This is a genomic window from Pseudomonas sp. B14-6, from assembly GCF_013260315.1.
Classification (GTDB): domain Bacteria; phylum Pseudomonadota; class Gammaproteobacteria; order Pseudomonadales; family Pseudomonadaceae; genus Aquipseudomonas; species Aquipseudomonas mandelii.
Map to the genome: position 1 here is coordinate 3,263,018 of NZ_CP053929.1, position 15,253 is coordinate 3,278,270.

Below are 15,253 nucleotides of genomic sequence, written 5' to 3' on the forward strand. Positions count from 1 at the left end.
AACGTTGATGACGGCCACGACGCCCTTGTATATCGGCTGCGCCGGATGGAGCCTGCCCCGTGAGCAATGGAGTGCTTTTCCCGACGAAGGCACTCACCTGCAACGGTACGCGGCACAGCTGATGTGCGCGGAAATCAACAGCTCGTTTTATCGACCACACCGCCCGGCAACCTATGCGCGATGGGCTGAAAGCGTGCCGGAGAATTTCAGGTTTTCAGTCAAAGTCCCCAAGCAGATCACCCACGAGGCTCGCTTGGTGAATGGTGAACAGTTGATCGATGACTTTATTGAGCAATGCATCCACCTGGGCCAGAAGCTTGGCTGCCTGCTGATCCAGCTTCCGCCCTCCTTGCCCTTCGACGTCAACACGGCCGAAACCTTTTTCGCCACCTTTCGTTCGCGCTACACAGGCTTCGCCGTGTTTGAACCCAGGCACGTCAGCTGGCAAACAGCCGAGGCGCAGGCGCTGCTGATGGAGCATCGAATAGGCCAAGTGGCAGCCGATCCTTCGCCACTGCCCAATGGCGATGTACCCGGTGCCTGGCCGGGCATCCGCTACTACCGATTGCACGGGTCGCCGCGAATCTACTATTCAAACTACGAGAAACCATGGCTTGAAGACCTGGCTCGAACGCTACACCCCCAAGCCGACGGCGTTCCCACCTGGTGCATCTTCGACAACACCGCCAGTGGTGCGGCGACCGCCAATGCGCTGGAGCTTCAGCGAATGACATCCCAGCGCCAAAAATGATGACCAACCGCCTGTTCATCCGTGACAACTCGGGTCAGGTCCAATAGATTAGGCGGCCTGAAAAAGCCCTGTGCTTTCTCGCCTAAACCCAAGTTAAAAGAAGTAGTGAAATTTCAATGTCCGATTCCAATACCGCTGAATCCGTAGTCACCTTGTCGTCCAAAGCGGAATACGAAAACTCCATCAATCTTTCACAGCATGTGCCACAGGCCAAGACCATCAGCGAGATGGTCCTGGACGCTTTTCAATCCACCCGGGAAAGCGACCAGATCCGCGAGCTGCGCGCCGCGATTCGCCAGGCGCACGACAGCTTCGACGACGATAAAGCCTATGAACTGATGGGCGAACTCAAACAACTGAAAGACGCTGAAGCGTCCGACATTGCCGCGCTGGAAGACCTGAGCAGCAAATTCCCGATCAGCCGTATTCTTTCCAGCTTCAAGGAAGACCCGGCGTTTCAGGAAATCGTCTATGGCCTGGCGTTGAAGGTGCTGAACCAGACTCACCAGGCCATCAGCAACCCAAGCACCGGCAAGAGCAAAGTGGCTCGCGCCAAGAAAGACCTCGAAGTGTTCACCATCAGCAAGGATGGCGTGAGCGTTACGCTACCGCTACGCACTCCACGTGCGAGCCTGAACGTTGATCGCAAAGCGCTGGAGTTCCTCGGTTTCACTTTCGTCGGCGAAGGTGAAGACGCGGCCATTGAAAACGAAACGTTCCTGGACAATACCGGGGCCGAACAAGCGGTCAACCGCAAGAACATCATTACTGCTATTCAACAACAAACCGCGTTCGACGGTTACAGCATCGCTGCGCAGTAACCGATCAACCTGAAAGCTTTCAGTCAGCAAGGAACCTGTGGCGAGGGAGCTTGCTCCCGCCGGGCTGCGTAGCGGCCCCAAAAAATGTGGCAACAATGCCGACTCTTGTGAGTGCTACCCACTCAAGCGGGAGCAAGCTCCCTCGCCACAAAAGCAGGTATGCCCGAAAGAATTATCGCGCTGACGGATGCAGGGCCGCGATCATGTCCACTTCAATCGGCGCATTTTTCGGCAGCTGGTAAACACCGACGGTCGTTCGGGTGTGTTTACCGGCCTCACCCAATACATGCGTGAAGACGTCAGACGCTCCATTGGCAACCTCACTGAGGTCCACAAAATCGAACGTGGATTTCACGTAGACCGTGATGCGCAGCAATGCCTTGAGGTTATCCAGTGAGCCGATGGCCTCACGGATCAGGGCAAGCCCGCGTATCGCGCTGATACCGGCAGCCTCTTGGGCATCGGCCAGGTTGAGTTCCAGTCCCACTCGGCCGGGGTATTGGATTTTGCCGTTCATTCGCGGCACCAGCCCACTGACGTACAGTTCATCATCGTGCCGGACCACCGGGGCGTAATGCCCGCCGGCAGAATTCTCGTCGTAGATATCAAAGCCAAGTTCTTTCGCCATCGCGAGGAAGCGTTCGTCGCGACTCATTTGATTACTCATTAACCGACCCCCTCTTAATCAATCATGCATACGCGCAGATGATGGTAGAGAGAGATGCGTGTCTTGATCAGGGCAACTTCGTATAAGATCCAACAAACTTTACTGCCAGGGAGACCAGTAAAATGCAGCGCGCCGTCATCGCCGCCATCGAGTTCCAGCCGGGAGTGCCGCTGGTGCAGCAGATCGTCGATCAGCTGTCTTTGGCCATTAACCAGGGTGGCCTGCCGAACGGGGCCAAGTTGCCACCGATTCGCGAGCTGTCCGAGTTGATGAACGTCGGCAAGTCCACGGTGGTCGATGCTCTCGACCGGTTGCGGGCCAAGGGGTTGGTGGTTTCACGCCAGGGTTCGGGGCATTACATTCACCGCCCAAGCATCCAATCCCAGCATGCAACTGGCCCGGACCTGCATCCCCAAGACACACTCAGCCGGGTCCGCCGCGCCTTGCTGCTGAACAACGGCGCGCTGCGCCCCGGCTGCGGATTTCTGCCCGCTTCGTGGCTGCCCGCCGACGAATTGCTCAAAGCCGTGCGCAGCACCCTTCGTGCGACCGCGCTGCGCATGGGCGAGTACGGTGAGGTCGGTGGTTACCTCCCGTTGCGCGAGGCGTTGCGCGTGAAGCTGTCGACCGTCGGCATCGAGGTGCCGGTGGAGCAGATCATCACCACCGCCAATACCGTGCAGGCCATCGACCTGCTGATGCGCCTGTTGATAAAACCCGGCGACACCGTGCTGCTCGACGATCCCTGCTACTTCAACATGCACACCAACTTGGCGCTGCACGGCGCCAAGGTCATCACCATCGCCCGCGATTGCGACGGGCTGGACCTGGAAGCGTTCGAGCAATTACTGATCGCCCATCGCCCAGTGCTGTATATGACCAACAGCACGCTGCACAACCCGACCGGACACTCGTTCTCCGCCGCCCAGGTTTATCGCTTGCTGGAGCTGAGTCACCGTTACGGCGTCCACATCCTCGAAGATGACTTGTATGGCGACCTCCAGCAAAGACGCACCCCGCGCCTGGCCGCGAGCGGTCTGGATAATGTCAGTTACGTGTCCGGTTTCTCCAAGACCCTGACCGCCAACAGCCGGGTCAGCTACACCGCGCTATCGCCGCAACTGGCCGCACGCATAATCACCTTGAAAATGGCCTGCGGCGGCGTGACCTCGGAACTGGCGGAGCAGATCACCTGCACCATGCTCAGTAACGGCAGCTACGCCAAACACACCCGGCGCACGGTGGATCGCCTGTATGAATCGAGCAGTCGCGTGACGAGATGGCTGGTAGAGGCGGGATGTTCGGTGTCATCGATAGCGGGTGAAGGGCTGTTCATCTGGACTCGGTTGCCCGAAGGACTGCACGCCGAAACCCTGGCCGGCAAAGGCCTCGAACACGACCTGGTGCTGGCGCCCGGCACCCTGTTGAGCAAGGCCGCCGATGCCAGCAGCTTCCTGCGTTTCAATGTTGCGCATAGCGATAGCCTGCAGGTGCGTGAGCAGTTTTTCCGGCTGCTCGATCGCTGAGTTTTTCTGATGCCATTTTGCTGTTCCAACAAAAAGCCCCGCTCTTCTCTCGAAGGCGGGGCTTTCAACCGGAGCTGCATCGGGTTCTTGTTTTGCAACTCAGGCTCAAGAAAATGTTGCGCGTTGCTCCGCCTCGTAATGTCGAGTCTGAAAAGGCATGAGGGTTTGAGCCTTTAGGCCAAGGCCTTCACTCAACCCCCAGGAGGCTGCCAGTTCATCACGGCGACGGCGAAGCGGCGCGGCTGGTTCTGGCTTCACGCCTTGCTTGATAGTCGAGTAGGCAAAAAGCTCAAGGGCATTAAAGGTTTCCAGCACTCGGCTATCAGACACGCATGAAAAACGTGTAAAGCGTTCGAGCAGGTAGCCTGCGCGACGAACCTCGACCTCATCAGAATGCCGACTCAAAAAAGCCGTGACTTCACTTGAGAGGTTCGAGCTTGAGTACCAAACAGCTTTGGCAGCGCTCACAAGCGCAACGTCATCTGCTTGATTCAAAGGACTTTTGACCAGAGTGTCCAAAGCGGATGAGAGGACGTGGCCGCTAAGGGGCTTCGTCATCTGTATTCTCCAGATAGTTTTGCAGAATATTTTCGAGAACAGAGGTTGGTGATTCTTTATTGCCAACATATACATCAATAGCCTGCAACGCCAGTCGGCGGAGCTCAGTGGTGAGTATGAAACCACTTCTGAGCAGCGCCATGATATCGCCAATGTCCTGATCCGTAGCTCTGCCCAATTTAGAAATGGCAATGTCGATAGGCGATGCAATGTGAACATGCAGAGGAGACTCATTCGGAAACTCGGCAAGTGGAAGGCTTCGCTCCCAGTAATCCTCGTGAACAGGCCCAAAGCTTGTGTTGTATTGAAGGTCGTAGTTCAGTTCCATCAATCGACCGGATCGTTCATCGACAAACTCTTCCGGAACCTCTGCGAGCATGGTTTGAAGGTGGAGACCTTTTGGGACATTAGCCTCGTAAATTTCGGCATCGACATCCGTGGAAACACGGTGATTTGTATAGAGGTGAACCGCACACCCACCGAACACAATAATTTTGACCGCCCCAGTGTCTGCAGACTCAAGCACCAACTCAGCTTCGACAGATTTGAACATTGAAATCAAAGCCTGCCCTAACGCCGTGCTCGTATTAACACGGGGATTGATTACGTCCGGCAAATCCATATTCGAACCTCTAGCGACAAAACGCCAGGCAGCTGCTGCAGCTGATTTGGCAAAGTCCGAGGTTAGAAAGACGACTTCCGACCGACAACCTGAAAGGTTTGTAGGAAGATTCTTCCACATGGGTAAGCAGGAGCACTGGGCCTCGCATTAGTTGCGCGCCTACGAGACTTGGTGTGCCGAACGACTGAATCGCACCCAACAAAAAGCCCCGATCTTCTCTCGAAGACGGGGCTTTTCTTTACAGCAGCCGGCGCTTAAGGCGCGTAAGTCAGCAACAACTCACTCGGCACTTTGAAGTCCAGCGACATCATCACGCTCAACGCGGTGATGGTGAAGATCGAGAACACGAACAGCTTGCGTGCCCAGACCGTGTCATCGACTGCCTTGTAGCCGGTCCAGGCCATGTACAACCAATACATGCCCATGGCCGCGGCGACGGCGAGGTAGCTCATGCCGGCGTAGCCGCTGAAGGTCAACATCAAGGTCGCCACGAGGAACGCCAGGATGTAGAGCAGGATGTGCCGCTTGGCCACTTGAATCCCGCGCTTCACGGGCAACACCGGAATCGATGCGGCCCGGTAATCGTTGAAGCGGAAGATCGCGATGGCGTAGGAATGCGGCATCTGCCACAGGCTGAACATCACCAGCAACGTCAGTGCGGCCATGTCGAAGTTGTTGGTCACGGCTACGTAGCCAATCACCGGCGGCATCGCACCCGACAGACTGCCCACCAGCGTGCCGTGAACCGACTTGCGCTTGAGGTACAGGCTGTAGAAGCCGACGTAGATGACGAAACCGATCACCGCGAACAGCGCGGCCAACGGGTTCGCCACCTTGTACAACAATGCAACGCCGGCCACACCGAGGACGGTCGCGAAGATCAGCGCCAGTTTCAGGGAGATCAGGCCCTGGACCAGTACGCGGTTCTTGGTGCGCTCCATCTTCAGGTCGATGTCGCGGTCGATGCAGTTGTTGAACACGCAACCGGAAGCCACCACCAGGGAGGTGCCGATCATTGCCGCCAGGAAGATGGCCAGATCGACATGCCCTTGAGAGGCCAGGAAAAATCCGCCTGCCACTGAAAGCACGTTACCGAAAATGATCCCCGGTTTGGTGATTTGGATAAAGTGCTTAAAGGACATCCGGACTTACCTCACTTCGCCATCATGAACGTGTGGATGCTGAACATGATCCACAGCGACAGGCCCACCAGCAGGACAATCACGATCGCGGCGAAAACAAATGCAATCACGTTGTTACGCTGCGCGGCCGAACGGTCCAGGTGCAGGAAGTACACCAGGTGCACCAGCACCTGGATCACGGCGAATGCCAGGACGATCATCAGGGTGATCGACTTCGGCAGCGTCGGGTACATCACCAGCGCAAACGGGATGACGGTCAGGATCACCGACAGGATGAAGCCGATCGCGTAGGACTTGACGCTGCCGTGGCCGGCGTCGTGGCTGTCATGGGCGTGTGTGTTAGCCATTTACATAGTCCCCATCAGGTAAACAACGGTGAATACGCAGATCCACACGACGTCCAGGAAGTGCCAGAACAGGCTCAGGCAGCTCAGGCGGGTCTTGTTGGTCGACGTCAGGCCATGCTTGTTGACCTGATACATCATGATCGCCATCCAGATCAGACCGCTGGTCACGTGCAGACCGTGGGTACCGACCAGGGTGAAGAACCCGGACAGGAAGCCGCTGCGGCTAGGGCCGTAGCCTTCGGCGATCAACACGTGGAACTCGTTGATCTCCATGCCGATGAAGCCGGCACCGAACAGGAAGGTCATGGCCAACCAGCCCAGGACCTGCTTCTTGTTACCCCGGTAGAACGCCAGCATGGCGAAGCCGTAGGTGATCGAACTGAACAACAGCAGAGCGGTTTCGCCCAGCACGTAAGGCAGTTCGAAGATGTCGTGGCCCGACGGGCCACCGGCGACGTTGTTAACCAGTACCGCGTACACCGCGAAGATCGACGCAAACAGAATGCAGTCGGTCATCAGGTAGAGCCAGAAACCGTATACGGTCATCTCGCCCGAGTCGTGGTGATGGTCATCGTGCCCATGTCCATCGACATGGGTGTGTCCAGCATTGGTCACTAAGTTCGACATGGTTTAAGCCTGTTCCAACGAGGTTTCAACACGGGTGGCGGTGGCCGGGATTTTCCCTGCCGCGACCAGACGCTTGTGCTGCTCGGCTTCGATGCGTTCGATCACATCGACCGGCACCATGTAGCCTTGATCGTCACGTGCAGCGTGGATCACGAAGTAGATGACAGTGCCAGCCAGGCTCGCGATTGCCAGCCACCAGATGTGCCAGATCATCGCGAAACCGAACACGGTCAACAGCGCGCCCATCACCACGCCAGTGGCGGTGTTGTTCGGCATGTGGATCGGCTCGTACTTGGCCGGAGCGCGGTACGCAGTACCGTTTTCCTTGGCTTCGGTGAACGGGTCGATGCAGTCGGCTTTCGGCAGCACGGCAAAGTTGTAGAACGGTGGTGGCGACGAGGTCGACCATTCCAGCGTGTGGGCATTCCACGGATCACCGTGTTCGCACATGTTCTCTGGCTTGTTGCGGTCACGCACACTGACGTACAGCTGGATCAGTTGGCAGGCGATGCCGACAGCGATCATCACCGCACCGAACATGGCGACATACAGGTACGGCACCCACTCAGGGTTGGTGGTGGCGTTCAGACGACGGGTCATGCCCATGAAGCCCAGTGCATAGAGCGGCATGAACGCGACGAAGAAGCCGCTGATCCAGAACCAGAACGCTGCCTTGCCCCAGCCTTCGTGCAGCTTGAAGCCGAACGCTTTCGGGAAGTAGAAGGCGAAACCGGCGATGTAGCCGAATACCGCGCCGCCGATGATCACGTTATGGAAGTGCGCGATCACGAACAGGCTGTTGTGCAGTACGAAGTCAGCACCCGGGATGGCCAGCAATACGCCGGTCATGCCGCCGATGGCGAAGGTCACCATGAAGCCCAGGGTCCACAGAACCTGGCTGGTGAAGCGCAGACGGCCCTGGTAAATGGTGAACAGCCAGTTGAATAGCTTCACCCCCGTCGGGATCGAAATCAGCATCGTCGCCAGGCCGAAGAAGGCGTTGACGTTGGCACCCGAACCCATGGTGAAGAAGTGGTGCAGCCAAACCATGAAGCCCAGTACCGAGATCGCGCCGGAAGCGTAGATCATCGAGTGGTGGCCAAACAGTTTCTTGCCGGTGAAGGCCGAGATGACTTCCGAGAAAATGCCGAATGCCGGCAGGATCAGGATGTACACCTCAGGGTGACCCCACGCCCAGAACAGGTTGACGTACATCATTGGATTGCCACCAAGTTCATTGGTGAAAATGTGGAAATCCATGTAACGGTCAAGCGTCAGCAGTGCCAGGGTAGCGGTCAGGATCGGGAACGAAGCCACGATCAGGACGTTGGCCCAGGTGCAGGTCCAGGTGAAGATCGGCATGTCCATCAGTTTCATGCCAGGGGTACGCATTTTCAGCACGGTGGCCAGGAAGTTGACCCCCGTCAGCGTTGTCCCCAGACCCGATAGCTGTAGCGCCCAGATGTAGTAATCCATCCCCACGCCCGGACTGTATTGCAGGCCCGACAGCGGCGGATAGGCAACCCAACCGGTCTTGGCGAATTCGCCGACGCCCAGGGACAGGTTGATCAGCACCACGCCGGACACCAGCAGCCAGAAGCTCAGGGAGTTCAGGAACGGGAAGGCAACGTCACGCGCGCCGATCTGCAGCGGCACTGCAAGGTTCATCAGGCCGGTGAAGAATGGCATCGCCATGAAGATGATCATGATCACACCGTGGGCGGTGAAGATCTGGTCATAGTGTTCAGGCGGCAGGTAGCCAGGCGAACCCTCGGTGGCCATGGCCAGCTGGGTACGCATCATGATGGCGTCGGCAAAACCGCGCAGCAGCATGACCATGGCGACGATGATGTACATCACGCCGATTTTCTTGTGGTCGACCGACGTCAGCCACTCGGTCCACAAGTAGGTCCACTTCTTGAAGTAGGTGATTGCAGCGAACAGTGCCAGACCACCGAGCGCGATCATGGCGATGGTTATCATCACGATCGGTTCGTGGAACGGGACCGCTTCCCAACTTAATTTACCAAACATCGTTTACTCCTCTGCCCCGGCAGCTGAATGCGAGTTCATGTCCATTCCTTGCGTAGCGGCCACTTCTTTCTCTTTCTTCTCGTGCTTCACCTTAGGACCCGGTTTCATGCCTTCGTACTTGTCGACGATGGTCTGGAACAGGTTCGGCGTCACCGAGGAGTAGAGCTCGACTGGGTTGTTCTGGCTCTGCTTGGCAAGGGCTGCGTACTCAACTTGTTCAAGCTGCTTGGGTGACTTTTTGACTTCACTTACCCAGGCGTCGAAATCTTCCTGGGAAGTTGCGATCGCTTTGAATTTCATACCGGTGAAACCCGCGCCGCTGTAGTTGGCGGAGATACCGTCCATTTCAGCGTTACGGTCAGCGATCAAGTGCAGCTTGGTCTGCATGCCCGCCATCGCGTAGATCTGGCCGCCCAGGCCCGGGATGAAGAACGAGTTCATCACGGCGTCGGAGGTGATCTTGAAGTTGATTGGCGTGTGCGCCGGGAACACGATCTTGTTGACCGTGGCAATGCCTTGTTCCGGGTAGATGAACAGCCACTTCCAGTCCAGCGCGACCACTTCGATGGTCACAGGCTTGACGTCGGATTGAATCGGACGGTACGGGTCCAATTCGTGGGTCGAAATGTAGGTGATGTAACCCAGGGCAACGATGATCAGGACCGGGATGGTCCAGACGGCCACTTCGATTTTGGTCGAGTGAGACCATTTCGGGGTGTAAATGGCGTCCTTGTTAGAGGCACGGTACTTCCAGGCGAACAGGAAGGTCATGACGATAACCGGCACCACGACCAACAGCATCAGCAGCGTGGCGGTGATGATCAGGTTTCGCTGTTCCAGGCCGACCTGGCCCGTGGGATTGAGCAAGGTCATGTTGCAGCCTGACAGCAACAACGTGCCGAGCAGCGGCAATAAGCCTAGTAGTCTGGGGTACCTGTTTTTACTCATCTCACGACCTCTAAAGCAGCTTGCGCAATGCAGTTGGGTTTTGATCGCCAACACTTCACCCTGCCAAGGGTTGGCATTTTTCTTGGATTGAATAAGGGCTGCCCGTCGCGCGTCAGACGCTGTTCGACAAATCCTGGGCTAGCGGTAAGTTCTTATTCGAATTCGTGGTCAAAGGCCTTGTTACAGACCAATTCCATTTGGTGCGGATAGTTGGAAGGCTCCGACACCTGGGAGTCGCACGAAGCGTTCAAGCCCCTCGACGCCCTGTTTTCCTGCTCAAGGTGAGCAGTGCCGGAATTCAGTGCGGGCGATTGTAGATACGTAGCGACTCATAAACCATGTCTCATCCCGAAATAATTTTTATCCATTCCAGCAACAATCATTAACGGATTTTGCAAAAGTGCGGCATCTTATCGAAATTAATTCTCAACAAAAACACCAAAATTTGTAGGTCTACAGGGCGCAGTTCAGACAGCTATCGGGGCTGACGCAGACACTTCGACGATGCGCTAGCCCCTACAAGACAAGGGCTCTGGCGATTTGCCAGCCGCTGTTAAAACTGTCTGTTTGCGTGCGATGGCCAATAAATCGGCAGACGCCTGAGCAGGCCAATTTTGTTGCCAGGCCATACACCGATTCTGCCCGTTGAAATGCCTTGCGACAGTCACGCTGTGACAACATGTCGCACACGTGTCGCACCCTTTCTTGTCGCACATCACGGACTTTTTATTTGTCCCCTGAAATGCAAAACGCCCCGGCCCTCTTGATGAGGACCGGGGCGTTTTTTCACGTTATCCGCACGAGTGGCGGATGACCTCAGCGCAGCGCTTTGCGGTTACGCGAAGTGAGCAGCGGCACCAGCACCACGATCAGCACGAACGCCACCAGCGCCCACTGCGCCAGCGACAAACCGAGGATCGGCGGGTATGGCGTGGAGCAGAAACCATCGACCTGAAAGCCCAGCGGGAAAATCTTCGCCAGCGGCAGGCCATCGACAATCGGTTGCAGCACATCGATGCCACAGCTGACCGCCGGGTAGAACTGGGTGTAGACGTGATGCCCGGCCACCGCGACGCCGGCCAGTGCGAAAATCACCACCAGGGTTTCAAACACCGTGATGCTGCGGCGGGTGCGCATCGCCGCGCCAATGAAGGCAAACAGCGCAATCAGCAACAGCGCGTAACGTTGCAGGATGCACAGCGGGCACGGCGCCTCGCCCAGCACAACTTGCATGTACAGCGCGCCACCGATCAGCGCCAGGCAGATGATGCCCAGCAACACCAGGTAGCGCCGTTCACGTCCCAACCGCATTGTTTCCTCGCTCATCGCGTTTCCCTTTTATGCTCGTGGATCAGCTCGCCGGCGGCTGCGCTTGCAGCTGCTGCATCAGGCTGATGTTGTCTTCGATATGCCAATTGGCCGCGATGCGACCGTTTTTGATCTGATAGATATCGGTTGCCCGGAAGTCTACACGCTGACCCTGACCTTTGAGAGCCTTGAACGGACCAGTGAAGTGACCGCGAAAGTGCAAATGCACTACCACCCGGTCGCCAGCAATGATCATTTGCTCGATCTCGCAGCTCAGGTCCGGCACCGCCGTGCGGAAAAACTTCGACGCCAGCAGCGGCCCGGTCGGCCCCTGGACCCGGCCTTCAGGCGGGGTCATGTCGATGAACTGCTCCGACAAGGCCGCCTTGGCCAACGCCTCCTCCCCGCTGTTCCAGAAACTACCGTAACGACGAGCTGCCAATTCCATCGCATCACGCTGCGCCTTGGGCAGGCTCTGATCAACGATCAAGGTCTGCGGCTGGAGCAAGGCGGATTCGGCGAACGCGAAAGGGCTGGCCAGTAACGCAGCCGATAGAACGAGACGGGAGAAGGTGAAGTGAGTCATGGGGCGATCCTGATCATGTAAACGAACGAGCGCCTATCATCAGCATCGGGGAATAAACGATAAACCGGTTAAGAACGGATTAACTTTTAAGGGATTTTTACGAATCGGGACCGCGGCGCGTCTATCGCGGGCAAGCCCCGCTCCTACAGATTTTGTGTTGTTCGCGCGATTGCGCAACGGCACAAAACCTGTAGGAGCGGGGCTTGCCCGCGAAGCAGGCGACTCGGTCTCCCGAGTCGCCGCAAACAGTTACTCCAATGCCGAAGCCGGCCCAAAGAACTCGTAACGGCTCTGCTTCTCCGGCACACCCAACGCCTTGAGGTGACGCTTGATTGCCGCCATGAACCCTTTCGGCCCCAGGAAGTAAGCATCCAGATCGCGCTGCTCCGGCAGCCACTCGCCCAGTTGCTCGCGGCTCAACAGCCCGACCGTGTCTGCCGCCGGGCTCACGCCATCATCTTCGGCGTAGCAATAGAAGCGTTTGAGTTGCGGGTGACGCTCGGCCAAGCCATCGATCCAGTCACGGAATGCATGAACGCTGCCGTTACGCGCACAGTGGATAAAGTGAACCGGCCGTTCGGTGGCCAGCGCCGCTTCCAGCATCGCCAGCGTTGGGGTGATGCCGACACCACCGCTGATCAGCACCAGCGGTTTGTCACTGGCGGTCAGGGTGAACTCGCCCGATGGCGGGAACAGCTGGATGCTCGAACCAACGTGCAACTGATCGTGCAAGTGGTTGGAGGCGCGGCCACCGGTTTCACGCTTGACGCTGATGCGGTACTGGCCCTTGTTGGCCAACGCCGACAGCGAGTAGTTACGACGGATCTCTTCGCCATCGAGGATCAGTTTCATGCCGATGTACTGGCCCGGTTCCGCTGCCAAAATCGCGCCTTTGTCGGCAGGTTCGAAGTAGAACGAGGTGATTTCCGCGCTTTCCTCGACCTTGGCCGCCACGATGAATTCCCGCGCCCCGCGCCAGCCACCGGGTGCCTGTTCCTTTTGATCGTAGATGCTGGTTTCGGCGCCGATCAGGATGTCGGCCAACTGACCGTAGGCCGCGCCCCAGGCACTCATCACCTCAGGGGTGGCAATTTCTTCGCCCAGCACTTCGGAGATCGCACGCAGCAGGCAAGTGCCGACAATCGGGTAGTGCTCCGGCAGGATTTGCAGGGCCACGTGCTTGTTGATGATCTTGGCGACGAGGTCGCCCAACTGATCGAGCTGGTCGATGTGGCGCGCGTACATCAGAACACCGTTGGCCAGGGCGCGCGGCTGATCACCGCTGGCCTGGTGAGCCTGGTTGAACAACGGGCGGACTTCGGGGTATTCCGAGAGCATCATGCGGTAGAAGTGAGTGATCAGCGCTTCGCCACCGCTTTCCAGCAACGGCACGGTGGATTTGACGATGGCACGGTCTTGAACGCTAAGCATAAAGTGACTCCTGGGCTACTTTGGATTGCTAACTGATGACCCTAGGGTTATCACTTTCCATGCCAACTATTTAACCCTTTAAAAACAATAACTTATAAACACAGTAGTCATATCGACACACGCTGGCTTATAGTCATCCCGACTACACGGAGTCACTATGACTGCAAAATCCTTGCTTACCGCCCTGCTACCGCTGGTCTCCGACCTGTCCCGCGAACTGCCCGAAGGCGAGCGTTATCGACGCCTGCTCGAAGCCATGCGCGCCCTGCTCCCCTGCGATGCCGCCGCCCTGCTGCGCCTTGATGGCGAATGGCTGGTGCCGCTGGCCGTCGATGGGTTGAGCACCGACACCCTGGGCCGCCGTTTCAAAGTCAGCGAGCACCCGCGTTTCGAAGCGTTGCTCAGCAGCCACGGCCCGACGCGGTTCGCCGCCGACAGCGACTTGCCGGACCCTTACGACGGTCTGGTCGACGGCCTCGACGAGCATCTGGAAGTTCACGACTGCATGGGCTGCCCGTTGTTCATCGACGAGCGTCCCTGGGGCTTGCTGACCCTCGACGCCCTCGACCCGGAAAAATTTGAACCCATCGAACTGGACGCCCTGCAAGCCTTCGCCAGCCTCGCGGCGGCCACCGTCAACGCCGCCGAACGCATCGAACGCCTGGCCAATCGAGCCGAAGACGAGCATCAGCGCGCCGAGGTCTACCGCCAGGCCAGCGGCCAGCAAAACCGCGAGATGATCGGCCAGAGCAAGACGCATAAACGCCTGGTGGAAGAGATCAGCCTGGTGGGCGGCAGCGACCTGACCGTGCTGATCACCGGCGAAACCGGGGTCGGCAAGGAATTGGTCGCGCAGGCGATTCACGCCGCTTCGCCAAGGGCGGACAAACCGATCATCAGCCTCAACTGCGCCGCCCTGCCGGACACCCTGGTGGAGAGCGAATTGTTCGGCCATGTGCGCGGCGCCTTCACCGGCGCCACCAGCGATCGGCGCGGCAAGTTCGAACTGGCCAATGGCGGCACACTGTTTCTCGATGAAGTCGGCGAACTGTCGCTGACCGTGCAGGCCAAGTTGTTGCGGGTGCTGCAAAGCGGTCAATTGCAGCGCCTGGGGTCGGATAAAGAACATCAGGTGGACGTGCGCCTGATCGCAGCGACCAACCGCGACCTGGCCGAAGAAGTGCGCAGCGGCCGCTACCGTGCCGACTTCTATCACCGCTTGAGCGTATACCCGCTGCTGGTACCGGCCCTGCGCGATCGCGGGCGCGATGTGTTGCTGCTCAGCGGTTATTTCCTGGAACAGAACCGCTCGCGGATGGGCCTTAACAGCCTGCGCCTGAACAGCGACGCGCAGGTGGCATTGCTGGCATACGACTGGCCGGGGAATGTCCGGGAGCTGGAGCATTTGATTGGTCGCAGTGCCTTGAAAGCGCTGGGTAACTGCAAGGTACGGCCGAAGATTCTGAGTTTGAGTGCGGCGGATCTGGATTTGCCCAATGGCAGCATCGAAGTGGTCGCCGAGCAACCGGCGGCGGCCCCAATGGCATTGGTGTCGGGGGATTTGCGAGAGGCTACCGAAAATTATCAGCGCCAATTGATCAGCGCTTGCCTGGAGCGGCATCACGACAACTGGGCAAGCGCGGCGCGCGAGTTGGGCCTGGATCGGGCGAACCTCGGGCGGATGGCCAAGCGCCTAGGGATGAAATAAGCCCCCCACTGTGGCGAGGGAGCTTGCTCCCGCTCGGCTGCGAAGCAGCCGCAAAACCTGAAAATGCGGATAGTCTGATAACACACATCACCTGATCGGGAGTGCTTCGCACTCCAGCGGGAGCAAGCTCCCTCGCCACAGGGTTCGCCGTTGGGCCGGGAATGGGTATTTAGCCTA

At 57.9% G+C, this 15,253-nt stretch carries 15 protein-coding genes; 4 read left to right on the plus strand and 11 right to left on the minus strand.

The annotated features are described in order from the left end of the window. Positions 1 to 7: 7 nt before the first annotated feature. Together HP062_RS14855 and HP062_RS14860 are read left to right on the plus strand one after the other, a co-directional pair. The gene (locus HP062_RS14855) at positions 8 to 751 is read left to right on the plus strand and encodes a DUF72 domain-containing protein (RefSeq protein ID WP_077749370.1); all 744 of its coding nucleotides are present in this window, start codon (positions 8 to 10) and stop codon (positions 749 to 751) included. A gap of 116 nt (positions 752 to 867) precedes the next feature. Beyond that, on the plus strand, positions 868 to 1,572 hold the full coding sequence (locus tag HP062_RS14860; RefSeq protein WP_010458047.1) for a hypothetical protein: 705 nt from the start codon (positions 868 to 870) through the stop codon (positions 1,570 to 1,572). Between the two features lie 172 nt (positions 1,573 to 1,744). Here the strand turns inward: HP062_RS14860 and HP062_RS14865 are convergent, their stop codons facing one another. Beyond that, entirely contained in the window at positions 1,745 to 2,239 is a 495-nt protein-coding gene (locus HP062_RS14865; protein ID WP_042932582.1) for a RidA family protein, read from the minus strand. A 122-nt stretch (positions 2,240 to 2,361) separates the two neighbouring features. Here HP062_RS14865 and HP062_RS14870 point away from each other — a divergent pair, with 122 nt between their 5' ends. Then, entirely contained in the window at positions 2,362 to 3,765 is a 1,404-nt protein-coding gene (locus HP062_RS14870; protein WP_172791621.1) for a PLP-dependent aminotransferase family protein, read from the plus strand. A gap of 105 nt (positions 3,766 to 3,870) precedes the next feature. Here HP062_RS14870 and HP062_RS14875 read toward each other — a convergent pair whose 3' ends face one another. From HP062_RS14875 to hmpA, 10 genes are all read right to left on the minus strand, one after another. After that, a complete protein-coding gene (locus HP062_RS14875; protein ID WP_172791622.1) occupies positions 3,871 to 4,323 on the minus strand; it encodes a hypothetical protein in 453 nt (150 codons plus the stop codon). Then, complete coding sequence (locus HP062_RS14880; protein WP_172791623.1) at positions 4,307 to 4,945, minus strand: DUF6036 family nucleotidyltransferase; 639 nt, start codon at positions 4,943 to 4,945, stop codon at positions 4,307 to 4,309. Before HP062_RS14880 ends, HP062_RS14875 begins: the two co-directional genes overlap by 17 nt. Before the next feature lie 254 nt (positions 4,946 to 5,199). After that, positions 5,200 to 6,087: a heme o synthase gene (gene cyoE, locus HP062_RS14885; protein WP_010458052.1), complete on the minus strand. Its 888-nt coding sequence runs from the start codon at positions 6,085 to 6,087 to the stop codon at positions 5,200 to 5,202. 11 nt (positions 6,088 to 6,098) lie between these two features. Continuing rightward, positions 6,099 to 6,434, minus strand: a complete 336-nt coding sequence (gene cyoD / locus HP062_RS14890; RefSeq protein ID WP_077749376.1) for a cytochrome o ubiquinol oxidase subunit IV — start codon at positions 6,432 to 6,434, stop codon at positions 6,099 to 6,101. Then, positions 6,435 to 7,061 carry a cytochrome o ubiquinol oxidase subunit III gene (locus tag HP062_RS14895; protein WP_010458056.1) on the minus strand — a complete coding sequence of 209 codons (627 nt, stop codon included), beginning with the start codon at positions 7,059 to 7,061 and terminating at the stop codon, positions 6,435 to 6,437. It lies immediately after the preceding gene. A 3-nt stretch (positions 7,062 to 7,064) separates the two neighbouring features. Further along, on the minus strand, positions 7,065 to 9,095 hold the full coding sequence (gene cyoB, locus HP062_RS14900; protein WP_010458058.1) for a cytochrome o ubiquinol oxidase subunit I: 2,031 nt from the start codon (positions 9,093 to 9,095) through the stop codon (positions 7,065 to 7,067). A 3-nt stretch (positions 9,096 to 9,098) separates the two neighbouring features. Next, complete coding sequence (cyoA, locus tag HP062_RS14905; protein ID WP_010458061.1) at positions 9,099 to 10,043, minus strand: ubiquinol oxidase subunit II; 945 nt, start codon at positions 10,041 to 10,043, stop codon at positions 9,099 to 9,101. A gap of 816 nt (positions 10,044 to 10,859) precedes the next feature. Beyond that, positions 10,860 to 11,369, minus strand: a complete 510-nt coding sequence (locus tag HP062_RS14910; protein WP_042932579.1) for a disulfide bond formation protein B — start codon at positions 11,367 to 11,369, stop codon at positions 10,860 to 10,862. Between the two features lie 25 nt (positions 11,370 to 11,394). Further along, entirely contained in the window at positions 11,395 to 11,937 is a 543-nt protein-coding gene (locus tag HP062_RS14915) for an ester cyclase (RefSeq protein ID WP_172791624.1), read from the minus strand. A 249-nt stretch (positions 11,938 to 12,186) separates the two neighbouring features. Beyond that, positions 12,187 to 13,368: an NO-inducible flavohemoprotein gene (gene hmpA, locus HP062_RS14920; RefSeq protein ID WP_010458067.1), complete on the minus strand. Its 1,182-nt coding sequence runs from the start codon at positions 13,366 to 13,368 to the stop codon at positions 12,187 to 12,189. Between the two features lie 157 nt (positions 13,369 to 13,525). Between hmpA and norR the strand changes: the two genes are divergently transcribed. After that, the gene (norR, locus tag HP062_RS14925) at positions 13,526 to 15,076 is read left to right on the plus strand and encodes a nitric oxide reductase transcriptional regulator NorR (protein WP_083375783.1); all 1,551 of its coding nucleotides are present in this window, start codon (positions 13,526 to 13,528) and stop codon (positions 15,074 to 15,076) included. Positions 15,077 to 15,253: the final 177 nt, after the last annotated feature.